Annotated in this window: 16 protein-coding genes, 2 tRNA genes and 1 pseudogene; 2 read left to right on the top strand and 17 right to left on the bottom strand. The window is 72.2% G+C overall.

The annotated features are described in order from the left end of the window. Position 1 precedes the first annotated feature (1 nt). From AB0O40_RS21915 to AB0O40_RS21905, 3 genes are all read right to left on the bottom strand, one after another. The gene (locus AB0O40_RS21915) at positions 2 to 709 is read right to left on the bottom strand and encodes a hypothetical protein (protein ID WP_365044102.1); all 708 of its coding nucleotides are present in this window, start codon (positions 707 to 709) and stop codon (positions 2 to 4) included. A 175-nt stretch (positions 710 to 884) separates the two neighbouring features. Then, positions 885 to 3,755 carry a leucine--tRNA ligase gene (gene leuS, locus AB0O40_RS21910; protein WP_365044099.1) on the bottom strand — a complete coding sequence of 957 codons (2,871 nt, stop codon included), beginning with the start codon at positions 3,753 to 3,755 and terminating at the stop codon, positions 885 to 887. Between the two features lie 259 nt (positions 3,756 to 4,014). After that, positions 4,015 to 4,087 (bottom strand) — tRNA-Ala (locus AB0O40_RS21905). Between the two features lie 162 nt (positions 4,088 to 4,249). On the opposite strand from AB0O40_RS21905, the pseudogene AB0O40_RS21900 reads away from it, so the two are divergent. Further along, a pseudogene (locus AB0O40_RS21900) lies at positions 4,250 to 5,440 on the top strand (glycosyltransferase 87 family protein); the annotation flags it as partial. Here the strand turns inward: AB0O40_RS21900 and AB0O40_RS21895 are convergent. The 7 genes from AB0O40_RS21895 to AB0O40_RS21865 all read right to left on the bottom strand — a co-directional run bounded on the left by AB0O40_RS21895 (position 5,433) and on the right by AB0O40_RS21865 (position 9,904). After that, the gene (locus AB0O40_RS21895; protein ID WP_365044096.1) at positions 5,433 to 5,666 is read right to left on the bottom strand and encodes a hypothetical protein; all 234 of its coding nucleotides are present in this window, start codon (positions 5,664 to 5,666) and stop codon (positions 5,433 to 5,435) included. The pseudogene AB0O40_RS21900 and the gene AB0O40_RS21895 overlap by 8 nt on opposite strands. 182 nt (positions 5,667 to 5,848) lie before the next feature. Beyond that, positions 5,849 to 5,921, bottom strand: a tRNA-Ala gene (locus AB0O40_RS21890). Positions 5,922 to 6,062: 141 nt separating this feature from the next. Next, a complete protein-coding gene (locus AB0O40_RS21885) occupies positions 6,063 to 6,710 on the bottom strand; it encodes a histidine phosphatase family protein (protein ID WP_365044191.1) in 648 nt (215 codons plus the stop codon). Continuing rightward, a complete protein-coding gene (rsfS, locus tag AB0O40_RS21880) occupies positions 6,707 to 7,153 on the bottom strand; it encodes a ribosome silencing factor (protein WP_365044093.1) in 447 nt (148 codons plus the stop codon). The genes AB0O40_RS21885 and rsfS overlap by 4 nt, the downstream gene beginning before the upstream one ends. A 98-nt stretch (positions 7,154 to 7,251) precedes the next feature. Next, positions 7,252 to 9,060 carry an LCP family protein gene (locus AB0O40_RS21875; protein ID WP_365044089.1) on the bottom strand — a complete coding sequence of 603 codons (1,809 nt, stop codon included), beginning with the start codon at positions 9,058 to 9,060 and terminating at the stop codon, positions 7,252 to 7,254. A gap of 23 nt (positions 9,061 to 9,083) precedes the next feature. Next, positions 9,084 to 9,701: a nicotinate-nucleotide adenylyltransferase gene (gene nadD / locus AB0O40_RS21870; protein ID WP_365044086.1), complete on the bottom strand. Its 618-nt coding sequence runs from the start codon at positions 9,699 to 9,701 to the stop codon at positions 9,084 to 9,086. 38 nt (positions 9,702 to 9,739) lie between these two features. Then, positions 9,740 to 9,904, bottom strand: coding sequence for a hypothetical protein (locus AB0O40_RS21865; RefSeq protein ID WP_365044083.1), 165 nt, complete (start codon positions 9,902 to 9,904; stop codon positions 9,740 to 9,742). 120 nt (positions 9,905 to 10,024) lie between these two features. Between AB0O40_RS21865 and AB0O40_RS21860 the strand changes: the two genes are divergently transcribed. Beyond that, complete coding sequence (locus AB0O40_RS21860) at positions 10,025 to 11,182, top strand: M48 family metallopeptidase (RefSeq protein WP_365044080.1); 1,158 nt, start codon at positions 10,025 to 10,027, stop codon at positions 11,180 to 11,182. Here the strand turns inward: AB0O40_RS21860 and AB0O40_RS21855 are convergent. From AB0O40_RS21855 to AB0O40_RS21825, 7 genes are all read right to left on the bottom strand, one after another. Continuing rightward, a complete protein-coding gene (locus AB0O40_RS21855) occupies positions 11,148 to 12,269 on the bottom strand; it encodes a hypothetical protein (protein WP_365044078.1) in 1,122 nt (373 codons plus the stop codon). The genes AB0O40_RS21860 and AB0O40_RS21855 overlap by 35 nt on opposite strands. 62 nt (positions 12,270 to 12,331) lie before the next feature. Beyond that, positions 12,332 to 12,934 carry a hypothetical protein gene (locus AB0O40_RS21850; protein ID WP_365044075.1) on the bottom strand — a complete coding sequence of 201 codons (603 nt, stop codon included), beginning with the start codon at positions 12,932 to 12,934 and terminating at the stop codon, positions 12,332 to 12,334. Positions 12,935 to 13,011: 77 nt separating this feature from the next. Beyond that, entirely contained in the window at positions 13,012 to 14,286 is a 1,275-nt protein-coding gene (locus AB0O40_RS21845; protein WP_365044073.1) for a glutamate-5-semialdehyde dehydrogenase, read from the bottom strand. 67 nt (positions 14,287 to 14,353) lie between these two features. Next, complete coding sequence (locus AB0O40_RS21840; protein ID WP_365044188.1) at positions 14,354 to 14,737, bottom strand: hypothetical protein; 384 nt, start codon at positions 14,735 to 14,737, stop codon at positions 14,354 to 14,356. Positions 14,738 to 14,872: 135 nt separating this feature from the next. After that, positions 14,873 to 15,979, bottom strand: a complete 1,107-nt coding sequence (gene proB / locus AB0O40_RS21835) for a glutamate 5-kinase (protein ID WP_365044185.1) — start codon at positions 15,977 to 15,979, stop codon at positions 14,873 to 14,875. A gap of 159 nt (positions 15,980 to 16,138) precedes the next feature. Beyond that, a complete protein-coding gene (locus tag AB0O40_RS21830; protein ID WP_365044070.1) occupies positions 16,139 to 16,588 on the bottom strand; it encodes a GtrA family protein in 450 nt (149 codons plus the stop codon). Further along, positions 16,585 to 17,568, bottom strand: a complete 984-nt coding sequence (locus AB0O40_RS21825) for a glycosyltransferase family 2 protein (protein WP_365044067.1) — start codon at positions 17,566 to 17,568, stop codon at positions 16,585 to 16,587. Before AB0O40_RS21825 ends, AB0O40_RS21830 begins: the two co-directional genes overlap by 4 nt. Between the last annotated feature and the right edge of the window lie 298 nt (positions 17,569 to 17,866).

Genomic DNA, 17,866 nt, shown 5'->3' with positions numbered 1-17,866 from the left:
CTCAGCCCGCCGCCTCCGGCCTCGGTGCCTTCTGCCATGGGTACGGGCCGAACGGATGTTCCTCGGGGGCGTTCAGCGCGCGGGGGGCATCCTCACGCGCGTCTGCGCGCGCGGTGTTCTTCGGGGTGTGCGGGGCCGGGTCCCACGCCGCCTCCGGTGCGTCGGTTCGGGACCAGTCCCGCAGGGCGTCGGATTCGACCTCGATCTGGCTGGTCAGGCGGCTCAGCTCGTCGTCCGCGAGGCGGCTGGCGCGGTCGTGGGCGGCCCAGCGGAGGGAGTCGGCGGAGGAGGTGATCCGCCGGGTGCGCTCGCGCAGCTCCGGGAGGCGCGCGCCGGTCCTGGACCGGTCCGGCTCCTGCTCCAGCCGCTTCAGCTCGGCGTCCAGCTCGAGGCCGTGCGCGCTGAGCTGCTGGAAGAGGGCGATGGACTCGTGGAGCGAGGCGTCCGTCCGGACGCCCTCCTCCAGCGCGGCCCGGGTGGCCCGCATCGAGGTGCGCAGCTCCATCCGGAGCTGGGCGAGGGCCCCCGGCACGCCGCCCTGGCCGATGCTCCGGGCGCGCAGGGTGGTGTCCTCGACCGTCCGCCGGGCCTGCTCGATCGTGCGGTCCACGCCCCGCTTCGCCGCGCCGACCGCCTTGACCGTCGCGTACACCCCCAGGGCCACGCAGGCCAGGAACATCAGCGCGAAGATGATCAACGCGGCCGTCATCAGAGCCGTCCCTTCCCCGGTGCGGTCCGGTCCCGCTCGTGCCGGGCTCCGGTAACTCGTCCCTCCACCGTAAACGCGAAGGGCAGGCCGGGGGTTCCCTTCGAACCCCCAACCTGCCCGTACGGGATCTCCCCTAGGCCGACGGGAACCGCCGGACCGGGGACGGCCTCCCGGCTCAGATCACGATGTTGACCAGCTTCGGCGCGCGGACGATCACCTTGCGGATCTCGGCCCCGCCCAGCGCCGCCACGACCGCGTCGTCGGCCAGCGCCAGCTTCTCCAGGTCGCCGTCGGCGATCGCCGGCGGCACCTCCAGACGGGCCTTGACCTTGCCCTTGACCTGGACGACGCAGGTCACGGTCTCGTCCACCACGTAGGCCGGGTCGGCGACCGGGAAGTCCTGGTGGACCACCGAGTCGGCGTGGCCCAGCCGGTGCCACAGCTCCTCGGCGATGTGCGGGGCCAGCGGGGCGACCAGCAGCACCAGCCGCTCCGCGACCGAGCGCTCCAGCGGGCGGCCGGCCTTGGTCAGGAAGTTGTTCAGCTCGGTGATCTTGGCGATGGCGGTGTTGAACCGCAGCCCCGCCATGTCCGAGCCGGCCCCGTCGATGGCCTTGTGCAGCGCGCGCAGGGTGTCCTCGCCCGGCTCCGCGTCGACGACGGTGACCGCGCCGGTCTCCTCGTCGACGATGTTGCGCCACAGGCGCTGCAGCAGGCGGTACTGGCCGACCACCGCGCGGGTGTCCCACGGCCGGGAGACGTCCAGCGGGCCCATCGCCATCTCGTACAGGCGCAGCGTGTCGGCGCCGTACTCGGAGCAGATCTCGTCGGGGGTGACGGCGTTCTTCAGGGACTTGCCCATCTTGCCGTGCTCGCGCTTGACCGGCTGGCCGTCGTAGAAGTACTGGCCGTCGCGCTCCTCGACCTCGGCCGCCGGGACGTACACGCCCCGGGCGTCGGTGTAGGCGTACGCCTGGATCATGCCCTGGTTGAACAGCTTGTGGAACGGCTCCGCCGAGGAGACGTGGCCCAGGTCGAACAGCACCTTGGACCAGAAGCGCGCGTACAGCAGGTGCAGCACGGCGTGCTCGGCGCCGCCCACGTACAGGTCGACGCCGCCGTGCGGCGCGCCCTCGCGCGGGCCCATCCAGTACTGCTCGATCGCCGGGTCGACCAGCTGCTCGGAGTTGTGCGGGTCCAGGTAGCGCAGCTCGTACCAGCAGGAGCCGGCCCAGTTGGGCATGGTGTTGGTCTCGCGGCGGTAGGACCGCACGCCCCGGCCGTCGCCCAGGTCCAGCTCGACGTTGACCCAGTCCTCGCGGCGCGACAGCGGGGTCTCCGGCTGGGAGGCGGCGTCGTCCGGCTCGAAGGTCCGCGGCGAGTAGTCGTCGACCTCGGGCAGCTCCAGCGGCAGCATCGACTCGGGCAGCGGGTGCGCGACGCCGTCCTCGTCGTAGACGATCGGGAAGGGCTCGCCCCAGTACCGCTGGCGGCTGAACAGCCAGTCGCGCAGGCGGAAGTTGACGGTGCCGGCGCCGATGCCGCGCTCCTCCAGCCAGGCGGTGATGGCGGCCTTGGCCTCCACCACGCCCAGGCCGTCCAGGCTGATGCCCTCGCCCGAGGAGTTGACCAGCTTCGCGTCGTGGGAGACGAAGGCGTCCTCCCACTGGGCCGGGTCGGTGCCGCGGTCGTCCGAGGGCTGGACCACGCAGCGCATGGGCAGCTCGAAGGCGCGGGCGAACTCGAAGTCGCGGGCGTCGTGGGCGGGGACGGCCATGATCGCGCCGGTGCCGTAGCCCATCAGGACGTAGTCGGCGATGAAGACCGGGACCTTCTGGCCGCTGACCGGGTTGACCGCGTACTCGCCGGTGAAGACGCCGGTCTTCTCCTTGGCGTCGGCCTGGCGCTCCACGTCCGACTTGGCGGCGGAGAAGGCGCGGTAGGCGGCGACCGCCTCGGCGGGGGTGGCGTGGCCGCCGGTCCACGCCTCGTGGGTGCCCTCGGGCCAGGCCGCCGGGATGAACTTCTCGACCAGCGGGTGCTCGGGCGCCAGCACCATGTAGGTGGCGCCGAACAGGGTGTCGGGGCGGGTGGTGAAGACCGTGACGGCCTCCTCGCCCAGCGCGAAGTCGACGCGGGCGCCCTCGGAGCGGCCGATCCAGTTCCGCTGCTGCAGCTTGATGGCCTCGGGCCAGTCCAGCTCGTCCAGGTCGTCCAGCAGGCGGTCGGCGTACGCGGTGATCCGCATGTTCCACTGGCTCAGCCGCGCCTTGAAGACGGGGAAGTTGCCGCGCTCGGACCGGCCGTCGGCGGTGACCTCCTCGTTAGCCAGGACGGTGCCCAGCCCGGGGCACCAGTTGACCGGGGCGTCGGAGGAGTAGGCCAGCCGGTACCCGCCCAGGACCTCGGCGCGCTCGGCGGCGGTCAGGCCGGTCCAGTCGCGGCCGCCGGGCACCTCACGGGCGCCGGACTCGAACTCCGCGACCAGCTCGTCGATCGGGCGGGCCTTCTTCGCGTCCGCGTCGTACCAGGAGTTGTAGATCTGCAGGAAGATCCACTGCGTCCACTTGTAGTAGTCCGGGTCGATGGTGGCGAAGGAGCGGCGCCGGTCGTGGCCCAGGCCCAGGCGGCGCAGCTGCACCTTCATGTTCTCGATGTTCGCCTCGGTCGAGACGCGCGGGTGCGTGCCGGTCTGCACGGCGTACTGCTCCGCGGGCAGGCCGAAGGCGTCGAAGCCCAGGGTGTGCAGGACGTTGTGCCCGGTCATGCGCTGGTGGCGGGCGTACACGTCGGTGGCGATGTACCCCAGGGGGTGGCCGACGTGCAGACCCGCACCGGACGGGTACGGGAACATGTCCATGATGAACTTCTTGGGCCGGGCCACGACCGCCGGGTCCCCGGCCAGGTCGCCGCTCGGGTTGGGCGCCTCGTACGTGCCCTCGGCGTCCCAGGCGTCCTGCCAGCGTGCCTCGACGACGGCGGCCATGGCGGCCGTGTAACGGTGTGCCTCGGCCGCCTCGGGGGCCGGGGAATTCGTCTCGCTCATGATTCTTGAAGCTCCATCGATCGTCTCTGCCGTGGGTTCCGCGCCACCAAACGAAAAAACCCCTCGCACAGGAGGGGACGCCGCGCCGAGGCCGGCCTGGTCTGTCCATGGGGACCGGCCGGATCTGTTCAGCGCGGCTCGGTAAGCAGAAGGCGTACGGCACGCATGGCGTCAGGGTACCGCAGGGGCCCGCGCGGCCGCACAGCCGACCGCACAACGAGAAGCGGGCCGTCCGTCCGGACGACCCGCTTCTTCACTGTGGAGCTAAGGAGAATTGAACTCCTGACCTCCTGCATGCCATGCAGGCGCTCTACCAACTGAGCTATAGCCCCTCGCTGTGCTGCTGTCCCCCGGTTTCCCTTCCGGTCTTCCCGGCCGGTTCCCCCTGGCGACATCCCAAACATTACACGGTCATGGCCCTGCTCCAAAAATCGCATCCACCGGGAGCGACCCTGCGTACCTTTAGAGCGCTAATGTCACCTTTCGTGCCGTCAGTGCGCTGCTCCGATGCCACTCCGACTCCCCCGTCCCGCCCCGACCGCCGGAGCACCGTCCGCGCCGCGGCCGGCTGCCTGTTCTCCTTCGCGGTCTTCTGCCTCGCCCAGCACCTCGCCTACGTCTCCCACGTCGACCTGCTCGTCTACCGCGCCGAGGGGACCACCGTCCTGGCCGGCCGGGACCTCTACGCGATGCGGGCCGGGGCGGCCCGGCTGCCGGCCACCTACCCGCCCTTCGCGGCCCTGCTGTTCGCCCCGCTGGCGCTGCCTCCGGTCGCCGTGCTGAGGGTGCTGGGGACGCTGGCGAACCTCGCGCTGCTGGTGGCCTTCGTCCGGCTGTCGGCGCGGCTGGTGGGCCGGCCGGCCGGGACCGCGGCCGTGCTGTGGACCGCGGCGGCGGCCGTCTGGTGCGAGCCGGTCTGGGCCACCCTGCGCTACGGCCAGGTCAACCTGCTGCTCGCGGTGGCCGTACTGGCCGACCTGACCCGCCGGCGCCCGAGCCGCTGGACGGGGGTGGGCATCGGGCTGGCGGCGGCGGTGAAGCTCACCCCGGCGCTGTTCGCCGTCACCCTGCTGGCCGCCGCCCTGGTACGCCGGCCCGGAGGCGCGGCACCGCCAGCCGAGGGGGCCCGCCGGGCGGCCCTGCGCGCGGCCGGCACCGCTGCGGCCGCCTTCGCGGCGGCCACCGCCGTCGCCGCCGTCCTGCTGCCCCGCGACTCCCGGACGTACTGGGGCCACCTGGTGCTGGACTCCGACCGGGCGGGCTTCCCCGAGACGACCGCCAACCAGTCGCTGCGGGGCGTGCTGGCCCGGCTGCTGCACACGGACCAGCCGGGCCTGTGGTGGCTGGCCGGGGCCGCCCTCGCGGGGGCCGCCGGACTGGCCGTGGCGGTGCGGGCGGAGCGGCGCGGGGACCGGGCGGTGTCGGTGGTGGCGACCGGCCTGACGGCCCTGCTGGTGAGCCCGGTGTCGTGGACCCACCACTGGGTCTGGTGCGTACCGCTGGTCCTGCTGGTCCGGGACCGGGCGGGGTGGCGGCCGGCGGCCGCGGTCGCGCTGGTCTTCGGCTCGTACGCGCCGTGGTGGGTGCCGCACGGGCCGGCGCGCCCGGAACTGGCCCAGAGCGGCGGGCAGATGGCCCTCTCGGGGCTCTACGCGCTGACCGCCGCCGGGGCCCTGGTCATGCTCTGGCGAAGGAGTAGAACCGCTTCAGAGTGCAGTGCTCGTCGAGCAGCCGGCCGTAGATCGGCTCCCCCTCCAGCTCGCGGTACCGCTCGATCGGGTCGCCTTTTATGATCAGCGCCCGCGCGCATTCCTCGCACCAGTACTGGTAGTCGGGATTGACCGGGTCCATGTCCTTGACGATCGGCGTGCCGTTGTCGCACCAATCGCACCGCCGCCGGTGTGCACCCATCCGTCAGCGACTCCCTCCCGTTCGGGCCGTCGTCTCCCCCTCCGGCCGTCCGATTCTGCCATGCCGTCGCGCGGCGGGTCAGCCCCGAATGTCCGGTGGGTCCGGGACCGTGGCGACTTCTGACGGCCCTCGGATGACAAAAACAAGGATCCCGCCCCCTGTTGGGGACGGGATCCTGATTGTGGAGCTAAGGAGAATTGAACTCCTGACCTCCTGCATGCCATGCAGGCGCTCTACCAACTGAGCTATAGCCCCTTGCCTGACTCGCTGCTCTTCGCTCCGTTTCCGGCGCTCTTCGCTGCGAACAAGAAGAACTCTAGCCTGTGGTCGGCCGGAAAGTGAAATCCGGTCCCGGAGGCCCCTCCGGGGGCGCCTCCGAGGCCCGGACCTGCACACTCAGTCGTCGTCGCCGAGCACCGGCTCGGGCAGCGTGCCCGCATTGTGCTCCAGCAGCCGCCAGCCGCGGGCGCCTTCGCCCAGCACCGACCAGCAGCAGTTCGAGAGGCCGCCCAGGCTCTCCCAGGCGTCGGCCTCCAGGCCCAGCAGCCGCCCGATCGTGGTGCGGATGGTGCCGCCGTGGCTGACCACCACGAGGGTGCCGCTCTCGCCCAGCTGGGCGGCGTGCCGCAGGACCACGGGGGCCGCGCGGTCGGCGACCTCGGTCTCCAGTTCGCCACCGCCGCGGCGCACCGGCTCGCCGCGCCGCCAGGCCGTGTACTGCTCGCCGTACTTCGCCAGGATCTCGTCGTGCGTCAGGCCCTGCCACTCACCCGCGAACGTCTCCCGCAGGTCCGCGTCGTGCTCGACCGGCAGGCCCGTGACGGCGGCCAGCTCGGCGGCCGTGGCGGCGGCCCGCTTGAGGTCGGAGGAGACGATGGCGTCCGGCTTCAGCGAGGCCAGCAGCCGGGCGGCCCGGCGGGCCTGTGTCAGGCCGGCCTCGGTCAGCTCGATGTCCGTGGAGCCCTGGAAGCGCCGCTCCAGGTTCCACGCGGTCTGGCCGTGCCGCCACAGGACGATCTTGCGGCCGGGCTTGGACGTGCTCAGAACAGATCACCGTCCAGGTCGTCGTCGCCCGCCGCCTCGCGCAGCTTGGCGTGCTCGGCGGCCTTGCCCTTGGTGAGCTTGGCGTCCTCGGGCAGGTCGATCTCGGGGCAGTCCTTCCACAGCCGCTCCAGGGCGTAGAAGACCCGCTCCTCGCTGTGCTGGACGTGGACGACGATGTCGACGTAGTCGAGCAGGATCCAGCGGGCGTCGCGGTCGCCCTCGCGGCGCACGGGCTTGGCGCCGAGCTCCTTCTGGAGCTTCTCCTCGATCTCGTCGACGATCGACTTGACCTGGCGGTCGTTGGGCGCCGAGGCGAGCAGGAAGGCGTCGGTGATCGACAGCACGTCGCTGACGTCGTACGCGATGATGTCGTGCGCGAGCCGGTCGGCCGCGGCCTGGGCGGCGGCGGTGATGAGCTCGATGGAGCGGTCCGTGGCGGTCACTGGCCATGCTTTCGGGTCGGGTGGCAGATCGGTTCAAGGGTCTCATGTACCGCCGCCACCCCCCGCAATTTAACTGTCCGTATGGATGTCGTCCCAGGTCAGGGAGTTTTGAAGGCCGTCCCCAGGACGACCGTGACCTCCGCGTTGGCGCCGGCCGGGGCCTTCTTGACCGCGGTCTCGGTGAGCCCGAGGGTCTTGGCGACCTCCACGGCCTTGGCCTTCTGCGCGTCGTCGGCGTAGGTGACCACGGTCTCGGACTGGGTGGCCGTCTTGCCGCCGTCGACGAAGGTGTAGCCGCCGTTGACCAGTGCGGCGCGGACGTCCAGCGCGGTCTTGGCGCTGCCGCTCGCGTCCTTGAGGGCGACCCGGGGGGCGGTGTTGGGCGCCGGGTCCTTCAGGGCGCCGCCGAGCAGGCCCTTGACCACGGTGTCCACGGCCCCGGCGGTCAGGGCGCCGTCCTCCTTCACCGGCATGACCTCGGTCGTGTAGTCGCCGACCTTGGCGTGCTCGCCGAGCCGGGCCAGGGCCGCGCCGAGGTCCTTCTCGGTGAGGGAGGGGTCGAGGATCTGGCCGAGGGTTTCCACGGTGACGGTCGCGGCCTGGTCGTCGCCGGGCATCTTGCGCAGCGCGCCGTACAGGACGGTGCCGAAGCGGGACAGCTGCTTGGTGTCGGGCTCGCCGGCGGCGCGGTACGTCGCGTAGGCGACGGCCATGGCCCCGCTCAGGCTCTGCTTCTCGCCCTTGGCGACGGCCGGGGTGCTGCCCTTGGGGCCGGCCGGGACGGCGGTGTCGGTGTCCACCTCGATCCCGCCGAGCTGGTCGACGAGGTTGGCGAGGAAGGGGGTGTCCAGCCGCCAGGTGCCCTCGATCTTGGTACCGAGGAGCGTGTCGAGGGAGTCGCGGGTGCCGCCGAGGCCGTCGGCGTCCACCGACTTGGCGAGGGTGGTGCCGGAGCCGTCGTCGCCGGTGACGACGGTGGCGTTCGGGATGAGGACCGTGGCGCCCTTCTTCGTCGTGACGTTGTCGACCAGCAGGGCGGTCGAGGTGCCGCCCTTCTTGGTGTCGTGCAGGTGCACGACGATCATGTTGCGCTTCTGCGGGCCGGTGGCCGCCTGCCCGGCGCCGCCGGAGCCGCCGCCCAGGCCGGGGATCATGCCGGCGTACCAGAGGTAGCCGACGCCGCAGACGACGAAGACGGCGAGCGCGACGATCAGGACCACGACCCGGTTGCGGCCGCGCCGCTTGGCCTCCTCGCGGCGCTCGGTGCGGCTCTCGGTGAAGGCGAGCCAGTCGATGACGTCCTCGGAGTCCTCGTCGGGCTCCTCGAGGAACGAGAACTGCTCGGTGCGGTAGTCGGGGGCGGGCCGGCGGGGCTCGGGCACCTGGGGGGCGTCCGGGGCCGTGTCCGGCGCCTCCGGAGCCGCCGCTCCGGGTGCGGCGGCCTGCTGCGGGATCCACTGCTGGGCGGTGTCCACCGCCGCCTGGTAGGGGTACTGGCCGCCGGCCTGCGCGGCGTCGGCCGCGGGGAAGGCGCCGGTGGCTTCCACCGCCGGGTACTGGCCGGTCGCGTCGACCGCCGGGTACTGACCGGTGGCATCGACGGCCGGGTACTGGCCGGTGGCGTCCGCGGCCGGGTACTGGCCGGTCCCGTAGTCGTAGCCCTGGCCGGCGTACTGCTGCCCGCCGGAGCCGTACGCGTCGTAGCCCTGGTCCGGCTGCTGCGGGGACTGCTGGGGGTACTGCGGGGCGGGCGCGCCGTACGCGTCGTAGCCGTATCCGTACGCGTCGTACTGCTGCGCGGGCCGGGCGGGCACCTGGGCGTACACCGGCTGCCCGTAGTCGTCGTACCCGATCAGCTGCTGCTCGGGGACGGAGTACGGGTCCTGCGGCTCCTGGCGGTCGTTCACCGGTGCCCCTCTCTTCCGGAACCTCAGGCGCCCCGGTACAGCTCTCGCTTGTCGATGTAGCGCACCACGCCGTCCGGCACCAGGTACCAGACCGGATCGCCCGAACCCACCCGGTTGCGGCAGTCGGTGGAGGAGATCGCGAGCGCGGGCACCTCCACCAGGGAGACGCCGCCCTCCGGGAGGCCGTCGTCAGTCAGTATGTGGCCGGGGCGGGTGACGCCGATGAAATGGGCCAGCGAGAACAGTTCCTCGGCATCGCGCCAGGTCAGGATCTGCGCGAGGGCGTCGGCGCCGGTGATGAAGAACAGGTCCGCGTCCGTGTTCAGGGAACGCAGGTCCCGCAGGGTGTCGATCGTGTAGGTGGGACCGCCGCGGTCGATGTCGATCCGGCTGACCGAGAACTGCGGGTTGGAGGCCGTGGCGATGACCGTCATCAGGTAGCGGTCCTCGGCGGCGGAGACGGCCCGCTGGGACTTCTGCCACGGCTCGCCGGTCGGCACGAACACCACCTCGTCGAGGTGGAACAGCGCGGCCACCTCGCTGGCGGCCACCAGGTGTCCGTGGTGGATCGGGTCGAATGTCCCGCCCATGACTCCGAGACGGCGCTTGACCGGACCGGTAGGCACTTCCTGCTCTCCCATGTGCGCAGAGCCTACTGGCCCGGTGGAGCGGCCCGGAATCAGCGGTCGCGGTTCAGGCGCGTGGTGATCCACAGCAGGAGCAGCAGCACGAAGAGCGCGCCGCCGCCGGTCAGGAAGGGGTTGAGGCTCTCGTGGTTGCCGCCGTGCTCGCCGCCTTCTTCCGCGAGGGTGACCAGGGTGTGGGCGGTGCTCATCAGGCTCATCAGCAGGGACCTATCGTGTGGGCTGAGACGTCGCGCACATCGTATGCGTGCGGTCCGGGCACGCTCACGCCGACTCAGGCGTTAGGAGGGTGGACGTCCAGGCGCACCGATGGGGGAAAGATGAGCGAGACCGGCTTCGAGACGCTTCCGGGCCGTAGTCGACGGCGGTTCCAGGGGATCTCCTCACGGGCCTACGAGCACCCGGCGGACCGCTCCGCGCTGGTGGCCCTGCGCAAGCTGAGCGGCTTCGACACCGTCTTCAAGGCACTGAGCGGGCTGCTCCCGGAGCGCAGCCTGCGGCTGCTGTTCCTGTCGGACTCCGTCCGGGTGGGACCGGAGCAGTTCCCGCACCTGCACACCATGCTGCTGGACGCCTGCTACATCCTGGACCTGGAGAAGGTCCCGCAGATGTACGTCCAGCAGGACCCCAAGCCCAACGCCATGTGCATCGGGCTCGACGAGCCGATCATCGTGGTGACCACCGCGCTGGTGGAGCTGCTCGACGAGGAGGAGATGCGGGCGGTCGTCGGCCACGAGGTGGGCCACGCCCTCTCCGGCCACGCCGTCTACCGCACGATCCTGCTGTTCCTGACCAACCTCGCCCTGAAGGTCGCGTGGATCCCGCTGGGCAACGTCGCGATCATGGCGATCGTGACGGCGCTGCGCGAGTGGTTCCGCAAGTCGGAGCTGTCGGCGGACCGGGCGGGGCTGCTGGTGGGACAGGACCTGCGGGCCTCGATGCGGGGCCTGATGAAGATCGCCGGCGGCAACCACCTCCACGAGATGAACGTCGACGCCTTCCTGGCCCAGGCGGAGGAGTTCGAGGCCGGCGGGGACCTGCGGGACTCCGTCCTGAAGATCCTCAACGTCCTGCCCCGGACCCACCCCTTCACCACGGTGCGGGCCGCCGAGCTGAAGAAGTGGGCGGAGAGCCGGGACCACCAGCGGATCATGGACGGCCACTACCCGCGCCGCGAGGAGGACAAGGACACCTCCGTGAGCGACTCCTTCCGGGAGTCCGCCGCGCACTACGCCGATGCGGTGAAGAGCAGCAAGGACCCGCTGATGAAGCTGGTCGGCGACATCGCCGGGGGCGTGGGCGAGGCCGGCAGCAAGCTCTTCGACCGCTTCGGCGGCGGCTCGGGCTCGGGCGCCGGCGCCGGCAAGGGCACCGGCCCGGCGGCCGGCCCCGCCGCGGACGCCTCCGGTGGTACCGGCGGTACCGGTGACGGCGGTACGGACGCTACGGACGGGGAGCCGGGCTCGGCAGGGCGCTAGCCGCCAGGGTGCCGCAGAGCCCCGCCGCCGGGTGCGCCCGGCCGGCGTCGTAGGGGTCGCTGGCGGCCGGTCCGGTACCGGTCGCCCGCTGCCCGGCGAGCAGCGGGCGGAAGGCCCCGGCCGGGTCGGCCGCGCAGTCCTGCGGGCCGGCCTGGACGTACGCGGAGAGCAGCCGGGCCCGCCGCGCCTCGAGGTCGTCGCGGTCGAAGCGGAGCCGCAGCTCCCGGCGGACGGTGAAGAGCGAGGCCGCGCCGCCCTGGGCGCGGGGGCCGGCGACGGCCGGGCGGACGGCGTAGACGAAGACGTGGTCGGTGGTGACCTCGAGGGTGTCGGGGCCGATCTCGGCGAAGCCCATCACGCCCTCGACCCGGACCCGGGGGTCGGCGACCACGGCCACCGCCGGATCGAAGCGGACCAGCCAGCCGGTGGCGGCGTGCCGCCCGTCGGGGGCGGGCCGGGCCAGGCTGCGGTCGAACTGGTCGAACTGGTCCGGGTGGAGCAGGATCCGGGCCGGCCGGGCACTGCCGCCGGCGAGGGCGTCCGGGTCCAGGGCGGACCGGACGAGGTATTCCTTGGCGGTGGTGAGGGCGGCGACCACCTGCGCGTCGCTGAAGTGCCGGGTGCGCTGGACCGCGGGCAGGTTGATGCCGGCCGCGCCGATGCCGTAGCCGGCGGCCGGGCTGGCGTCGAAGAGGGCGCCGGGCGTCCCGCCGGGCACGACCGCGGGCGGAGCCAGCGGGACGACGGTGGCCGTGAAGGGGTCCGGCTGCCCGGGCTCCGGCGGCACGTACGGATTGCGCAGTCCCATGTAGACGGCGGCGCTGAAGGCGAGCAGCACGACCAGCAGCAGGACCAGCCCCTGCCGGCCGCTGCGCCCGCCGCCGCGGGCGGTGCCGCCGCTGCTGCCGGCGGACCACGCGGAGCGGCTGCGCACCGCGCGGGCGTGCTCTCCCATCCGCTCGTGGGCGGAGAACTCCTGGAGCCTGGCGGCCCTCACGAAGTCCTCGTCGAACACCACGGACCGGTACTCGTCGTCGCCGCCGATGCCTTCGGGGGCGCCGTCAGGTGGATCTCCTGGCGCGGCCATTCGCTTCTCCCCGCTGTCCCCGCAATAGAGAAGCCCCCTCGAGATGCGGAGGGGTCGTACTTTCAGGGTTGGTCGCTACCGGTGTAGGTAAACGCGCCGCCGGGCGGGAACTTGGACGGGCTTGCGGGGACGAGCGCGGGGGCTCCGCCGGTGGTGGCCGGCGGAGCGACCGACTCCTCGCGCGTGGCGCTCTTGTAGACGGCGGTGAAGGCGAGGGCGACCATGCCGACGCCCATCACGAAGGCGAGCATCCAGGCCACCGGCCGCAGCCAGCGGGCCCGCCCCTTGTAGGGGCGCAGCGAGCCGCCGTAGGCGCCGTACGGGCCGTAGCCGAGGTGGTATCCGTACGCATAGTCGGGGCCGAAACCGTACGGTTCGCCGTCGGAGGTGTAGCCGTAGCCGAAGCGGTCGACGTAGCCGTCGTACCCCTCGAAGAGGTCGTCGTCGGCGGACCGGGCGGCGGCGACGGCGCGCGCCTCCTCGGCCTGCGCCCGGGCCTGGGCAGCGGCGTGCAGCCGCTCCGAGGCCGTCGGTTCGTGAATCGTGGCGCTCCGGACGAAGGCCTCGTCGAACACCACGGAGGCGAAGTCCTGATCCGCGCCTCCGCGGTCGTCGTCGGGCTTCCCGTCGTCCGGGATCGGCTTGCCCCCCACGTCGTCCGGCACGGGACCAGCGTAGACCGGGGGGACTGTTTTGGGCAGGGAGTGCGCCGAAAATCGGCCACTCGGGGTTCAGGCCGCCACTACCGAACGTGACCGTCGCCGGTGACGATGTACTTGGTGGAGGTGAGCTCCGGAAGCCCCATCGGGCCCCGGGCGTGCAGCTTCTGGGTGCTGATCCCGATCTCCGCGCCGAAGCCGAACTGACCGCCGTCCGTGAAGCGGGTGGAGGCGTTCACGGCGACCGTGGTCGAGTCGACCAGCTGGGTGAAGCGGCGCGCGGCGGCCTGCGAGGTGGTGACGATCGCCTCGGTGTGGCCGGAGGTCCAGCGGCGGATGTGCGCGACGGCGTCCTCGAGGGAGTCGACCACGCCGGCGGCGATGTCGTAGGAGAGGTACTCGGTCTCCCAGTCCTCCTCGGTGGCGGGCACCACGGTGGCCTTGGAGCCCGCCGCGTAGCCGAGCACGCGCGGGTCTGCGTGCACGGTCACGCCGGCCTCGGCGAGGGCGTCCAGCGCGCGGGGCAGGAAGGCGTCGGCGATGTCGGCGTGCACGAGCAGCGTCTCGGCGGAGTTGCAGACGGAGGGCCGCTGGGCCTTGGAGTTGATCAGCACGTCCACGGCCATGTCGAGGTCGGCCAGGGCGTCGACGTAGACGTGGCAGTTGCCGGTGCCGGTCTCGATGACCGGGACGACGGACTCCTCGACGACGGTCTTGATGAGCGAGGCCCCGCCGCGCGGGATGAGGACGTCGACCAGGCCGCGGGCGCGCATCAGCTCGCGGACGGAGTCCCGGGACTCGCCGGGGACGAGCTGGACCGCGTCGGCGGGCAGGCCGGCGGCGGCCACCGCGTCGCGCAGCACCCCGACGAGGGCGGTGTTGGAGGCGTACGCGGAGGCGCTGCCGCGCAGCAGGACGGCGTTGCCGGACTTCAGGCACAGGGCCGCGGCGTCGACGGTGACGTTGGGACGGGCCTCGTAGATGATGCCGACCACGCCGAGCGGGACGCGGACCTGCCGCAGGTCGATGCCGTTGGGCAGGGTCGAGCCGCGGACCACCTCGCCGACCGGGTCGGGCAGGGCGGCGACGTCGCGCACGTCGGAGGCGATGGCGCGGATCCGCTCCGGGGTGAGGGTGAGCCGGTCGACGACGGTGTCGCTGGTGCCGGCCGTGCGGGCCTTCTCGACGTCCACGGCGTTGGCCTCGACGATCTCGGCCGTGCGGGCTTCGAGGGCGTCGGCGATGGCGTGCAGTGCCGCGTCCTTGGCGGAGCGCGGCAGCGGGGCGATCTCCGCGGCGGCGGTGCGGGCGCGCTGCGCGGCGGCGAGGACGGGGGAAGCGGCGTGCTGCGAGGTCATGGGTGCAGGGTAGTCCTCGGCCGGGCGCCTCCCGCAGGGGTTTCAGCCCGCGAGACGGCGCCCGCGGTCAGTACGGGTGCACGCCGACCGGGGAGGCGGGCGGGGGGCCGTAGCCCTCCGCCACCCGCTGGTGGTAGGTGGCGCGGTCGATGACCTCGAGGCCGACGATCTCCCAGGGCGGGAGCTTGGCCGTGGAGCGGTGCTCGCCCCACAGGCGCAGGGCGACGGCCGCCGCGTCGTGCAGGTCCCGGGCCTCCTCCCAGTACCGGATCTCCGCGTGGTCGGCGGCGTACCGGCTGGTGAGGAGGAAGGGGTGGTCGTGGGCCAGCTGCTCCAGGCCCCGGCGGACCTCCGCGAGCGGGGCGGGGTCGCCGGAGACGCTGAGCGTGACGTGCCAGAGCCGGGAGGGTTCGGCGGGCCCGGCCCCCTCGCCCACTGCGACGCTGGTCAGCGCTCGCTCGGCACGCGCTCGTCTCACCGGCGGCCTCCTGGTTGTGCGTCGGTCTGCTGCTGTGCCCGCTGTCCCTGCCAACAAAGTGGACCAGTCCGCGGCCCGCCGTGCGACGGTTTTACCGGATCCGACCCCTCAGCGCTGGAGAAGCACCAGGTCATCGCGGTGGACCACCTCGCGCTCGTACTCGGGACCGAGTTCTTTGGCGAGTTCTTTCGTGGACCGGCCCAGGAGCCGGGGCAGCTCCTTGGCGTCGAAGTTGACCAGCCCGCGGGCGACCGCGCGGCCGTCGGTGTCGCGCAGCTCCACCGGGTCCCCGGCGACGAACTCGCCCGAGACGGCGGCGATGCCGGCGGGCAGCAGGGAGCTGCCGCGCTCGGTGACGGCCCGGACGGCGCCCGCGTCGAGGGTGAGGTGGCCCTGGGGGGTGGAGGCGTGCTGGAGCCACAGGAGCCGGTCGGTGGAGCGGCGGCCGGTCGGGTGGAAGTGGGTGCCGGTGGTGCGGCCGGCGAGGGCGTCGGCGGCCTGGCTGGCGGAGGTGAGGACCACGGGGATGCCGGCGGCGGCGGCGATCCGGGCGGCCTCGACCTTGGTGACCATGCCACCGGTGCCGACCCCGGCCTTGCCGGCGCTGCCGATGGAGACGTGCGCGATGTCCTCGGGGCCGTGCACCTCCTCGATGCGGGAGGTGCCGGGCAGCGACGGGTCGCCGTCGTAGAGGCCGTCGACGTCGGAGAGCAGTACCAGCAGGTCGGCGCGGACCAGGTGGGCGACGAGGGCGGCGAGGCGGTCGTTGTCGCCGAAGCGGATCTCGTCGGTGGCGACGGTGTCGTTCTCGTTGACCACCGGCAGGGCCCCCATGGCCAGCAGCTGGTCCAGGGTCCGGTAGGCGTTGCGGTAGTGGGCCCGGCGGCTGGTGTCGTCGCTGGTGAGCAGGACCTGGCCGACGCGGACGCCGTAGCGCGCGAAGGAGGCGGTGTAGCGGGCGACGAGCAGTCCCTGGCCGACGCTGGCGGCGGCCTGCTGGCGGGCCAGGTCGGTGGGCCGGCGGCGCAGTCCCAGGGGGGCGAGGCCGGCGGCGATGGCGCCGCTGGAGACCAGCACGATCTCCTTCTCGCCGCCGCTGCGGGCCTTGGCGAGCACGTCGACCAGGGCGTCCACCCGGTCCGCGTCGAGGCCGCCGGCGGCGGTGGTGAGGGAGGAGGAGCCGACCTTGACGACGATCCTGCGGGCGTCGACCACACCCTGCCTTGCCGGCTGACTTGCCGCTGACACGTCCCTGCCCCCTTACTCGCTCACCCGGATGGTGCACCGCCAAATTTACGGGGTGCCGGTGCGGGGCCGCCTCCGCATTCCGCTGCGTGGACAGCGGGGGCGGTGGCGGCCCTCCGGGCGGGCCGGTCAGCCCTTCGGCGCGGTGCCGACCGGCCGGACGTCCTCGGCGGCGGGCGCGGGGCCGGCGGCGGCCGGGGCGCGGCCGGTGAGGATCCGCTGGGCGATCAGGTAGGTGAAGGGGATCGCGATGACGGCGGCGGCCAGCGGCGCGATCTTCGTGTTCATGCCGGCCCAGGTCACCAGGGCGAAGAGGCCGGCGGACTGGACGAGGTAGTTCGTCACCTGGGTGAGCGGGAAGAGCAAGAACTTCTTCCACGTCGGCTTGGTGCGGTACGTGAAGTAGGTGTTCATGAAGAACGACCCGACCATGCTGATCAGGAAGGCCAGCGTGTAGGCGGCGAAGTACGGCATCCACGGGTGCAGCAGCAGGTAGGCGCCGAAGAAGGTGCCGGTGTTGACCCCGCCGACCAGCCCGAAGCGGACGATCTGGCCCAGCTGGCCGCCCAGCCGGCTCACCGGCCGTCCCGCTCGGCGACGGAGGCCATCGGCTGCGGTTCACCCGTGCGGGGGTCGACGCCGTGGGACTCCTTCACCAGGAAGTGCGGGCGGCGCTTGGTCTCGTAGTAGATGCGGCCGATGTACTCGCCGATCAGGCCGAGCATGGTCATCTGGACGCCGCCGAGCCCGACGATGATCGCGACGAGGGTGACGTAGCCGGGGGTCTGGACGCCCCCGATCAGTGCTCCTATGACGATCCACAGGGTGTAGAGGGCGCCCAGGGCGGTCAGTACGCCGCCGGTCCAGATGGCCAGCCGCAGCGGACGGTTGTTGAACGAGATCAGCCCGTCCATGGCGTAGTTCAGCAGGGCGCCGAACTTCCACTTGGTCTCGCCGGCCTCGCGCTGGGCGTTCTGGTAGTCGAAGGTGACGGTGTCGAAGCCGATCCAGGAGAACAGGCCCTTGGAGAAGCGGTTGTTCTCGGGGAGCGCCAGGAGCGCGTCGACGGCCGGGCGGGACAGCAGCCGGAAGTCGCCGACCCCGTCGCTCAGCTCGACGTCCACCCAGCTGTTGACCGCGCGGTAGTAGAGGCTGCTCAGCGCGGAGCGGACCTTCTTGTCGCCCTCGCGGTTGCGGCGGGCGATGACCTGGTCGTGGCCGAGGCCGTAGAGCTGCAGCATCTTGCCGATCAGCTCCGGCGGGTGCTGGAGGTCGGCGTCCATGATCACCACGGCGTCGCCGGTGGACTCGCGCAGGCCGGCGAGCATGCCGGCCTCCTTGCCGAAGTTCCGGCTGAAGGAGACGTAGCGGGTGCGGTCGCCGTGGGCCGCGGCGATGGCGCGGAGCCTGCCGAGGGTGCCGTCCTTGGAACCGTCGTCGACGTAGCAGACCTCGTAGTCGACGGGGAGCCCGTCGAGGACTCTGCGGATCTCCGAGTCGAAGCTGTCGATGACCGCTTCTTCGTTGTAACAAGGAACGACTACGGACAGCTTCGTCATGGGTTCTTCCTGCTACGGGTCCGATCGGATGAATGTCGCCGACCGCCGCCCGGCAGACACCTCTACAGAAGTATGCCCGCCCGGCGCGTGCCACCCGGCCGCCTGCCCGGGTTGAACGCAACACACGGTACTTTTGCTCGGGCCCCACCGGATCCGATCCGCGTGGCCGCAAACGGAACACAATGTGGATTTGAGGTGCCAGTGCCTGACGTCTCCGTGGTCGTCATCGTCTACAACGACGCAGAGCGTCTGCCGACGGCGGTCCAGTCCGTCCTGGACCAGACCCTTAACGGGGTCG

Source organism: Streptomyces sp. NPDC089919, from assembly GCF_040684615.1.
Lineage (GTDB): Bacteria > Actinomycetota > Actinomycetes > Streptomycetales > Streptomycetaceae > Streptomyces.
This window is presented reverse-complemented; position numbering and strand designations above follow the sequence as displayed.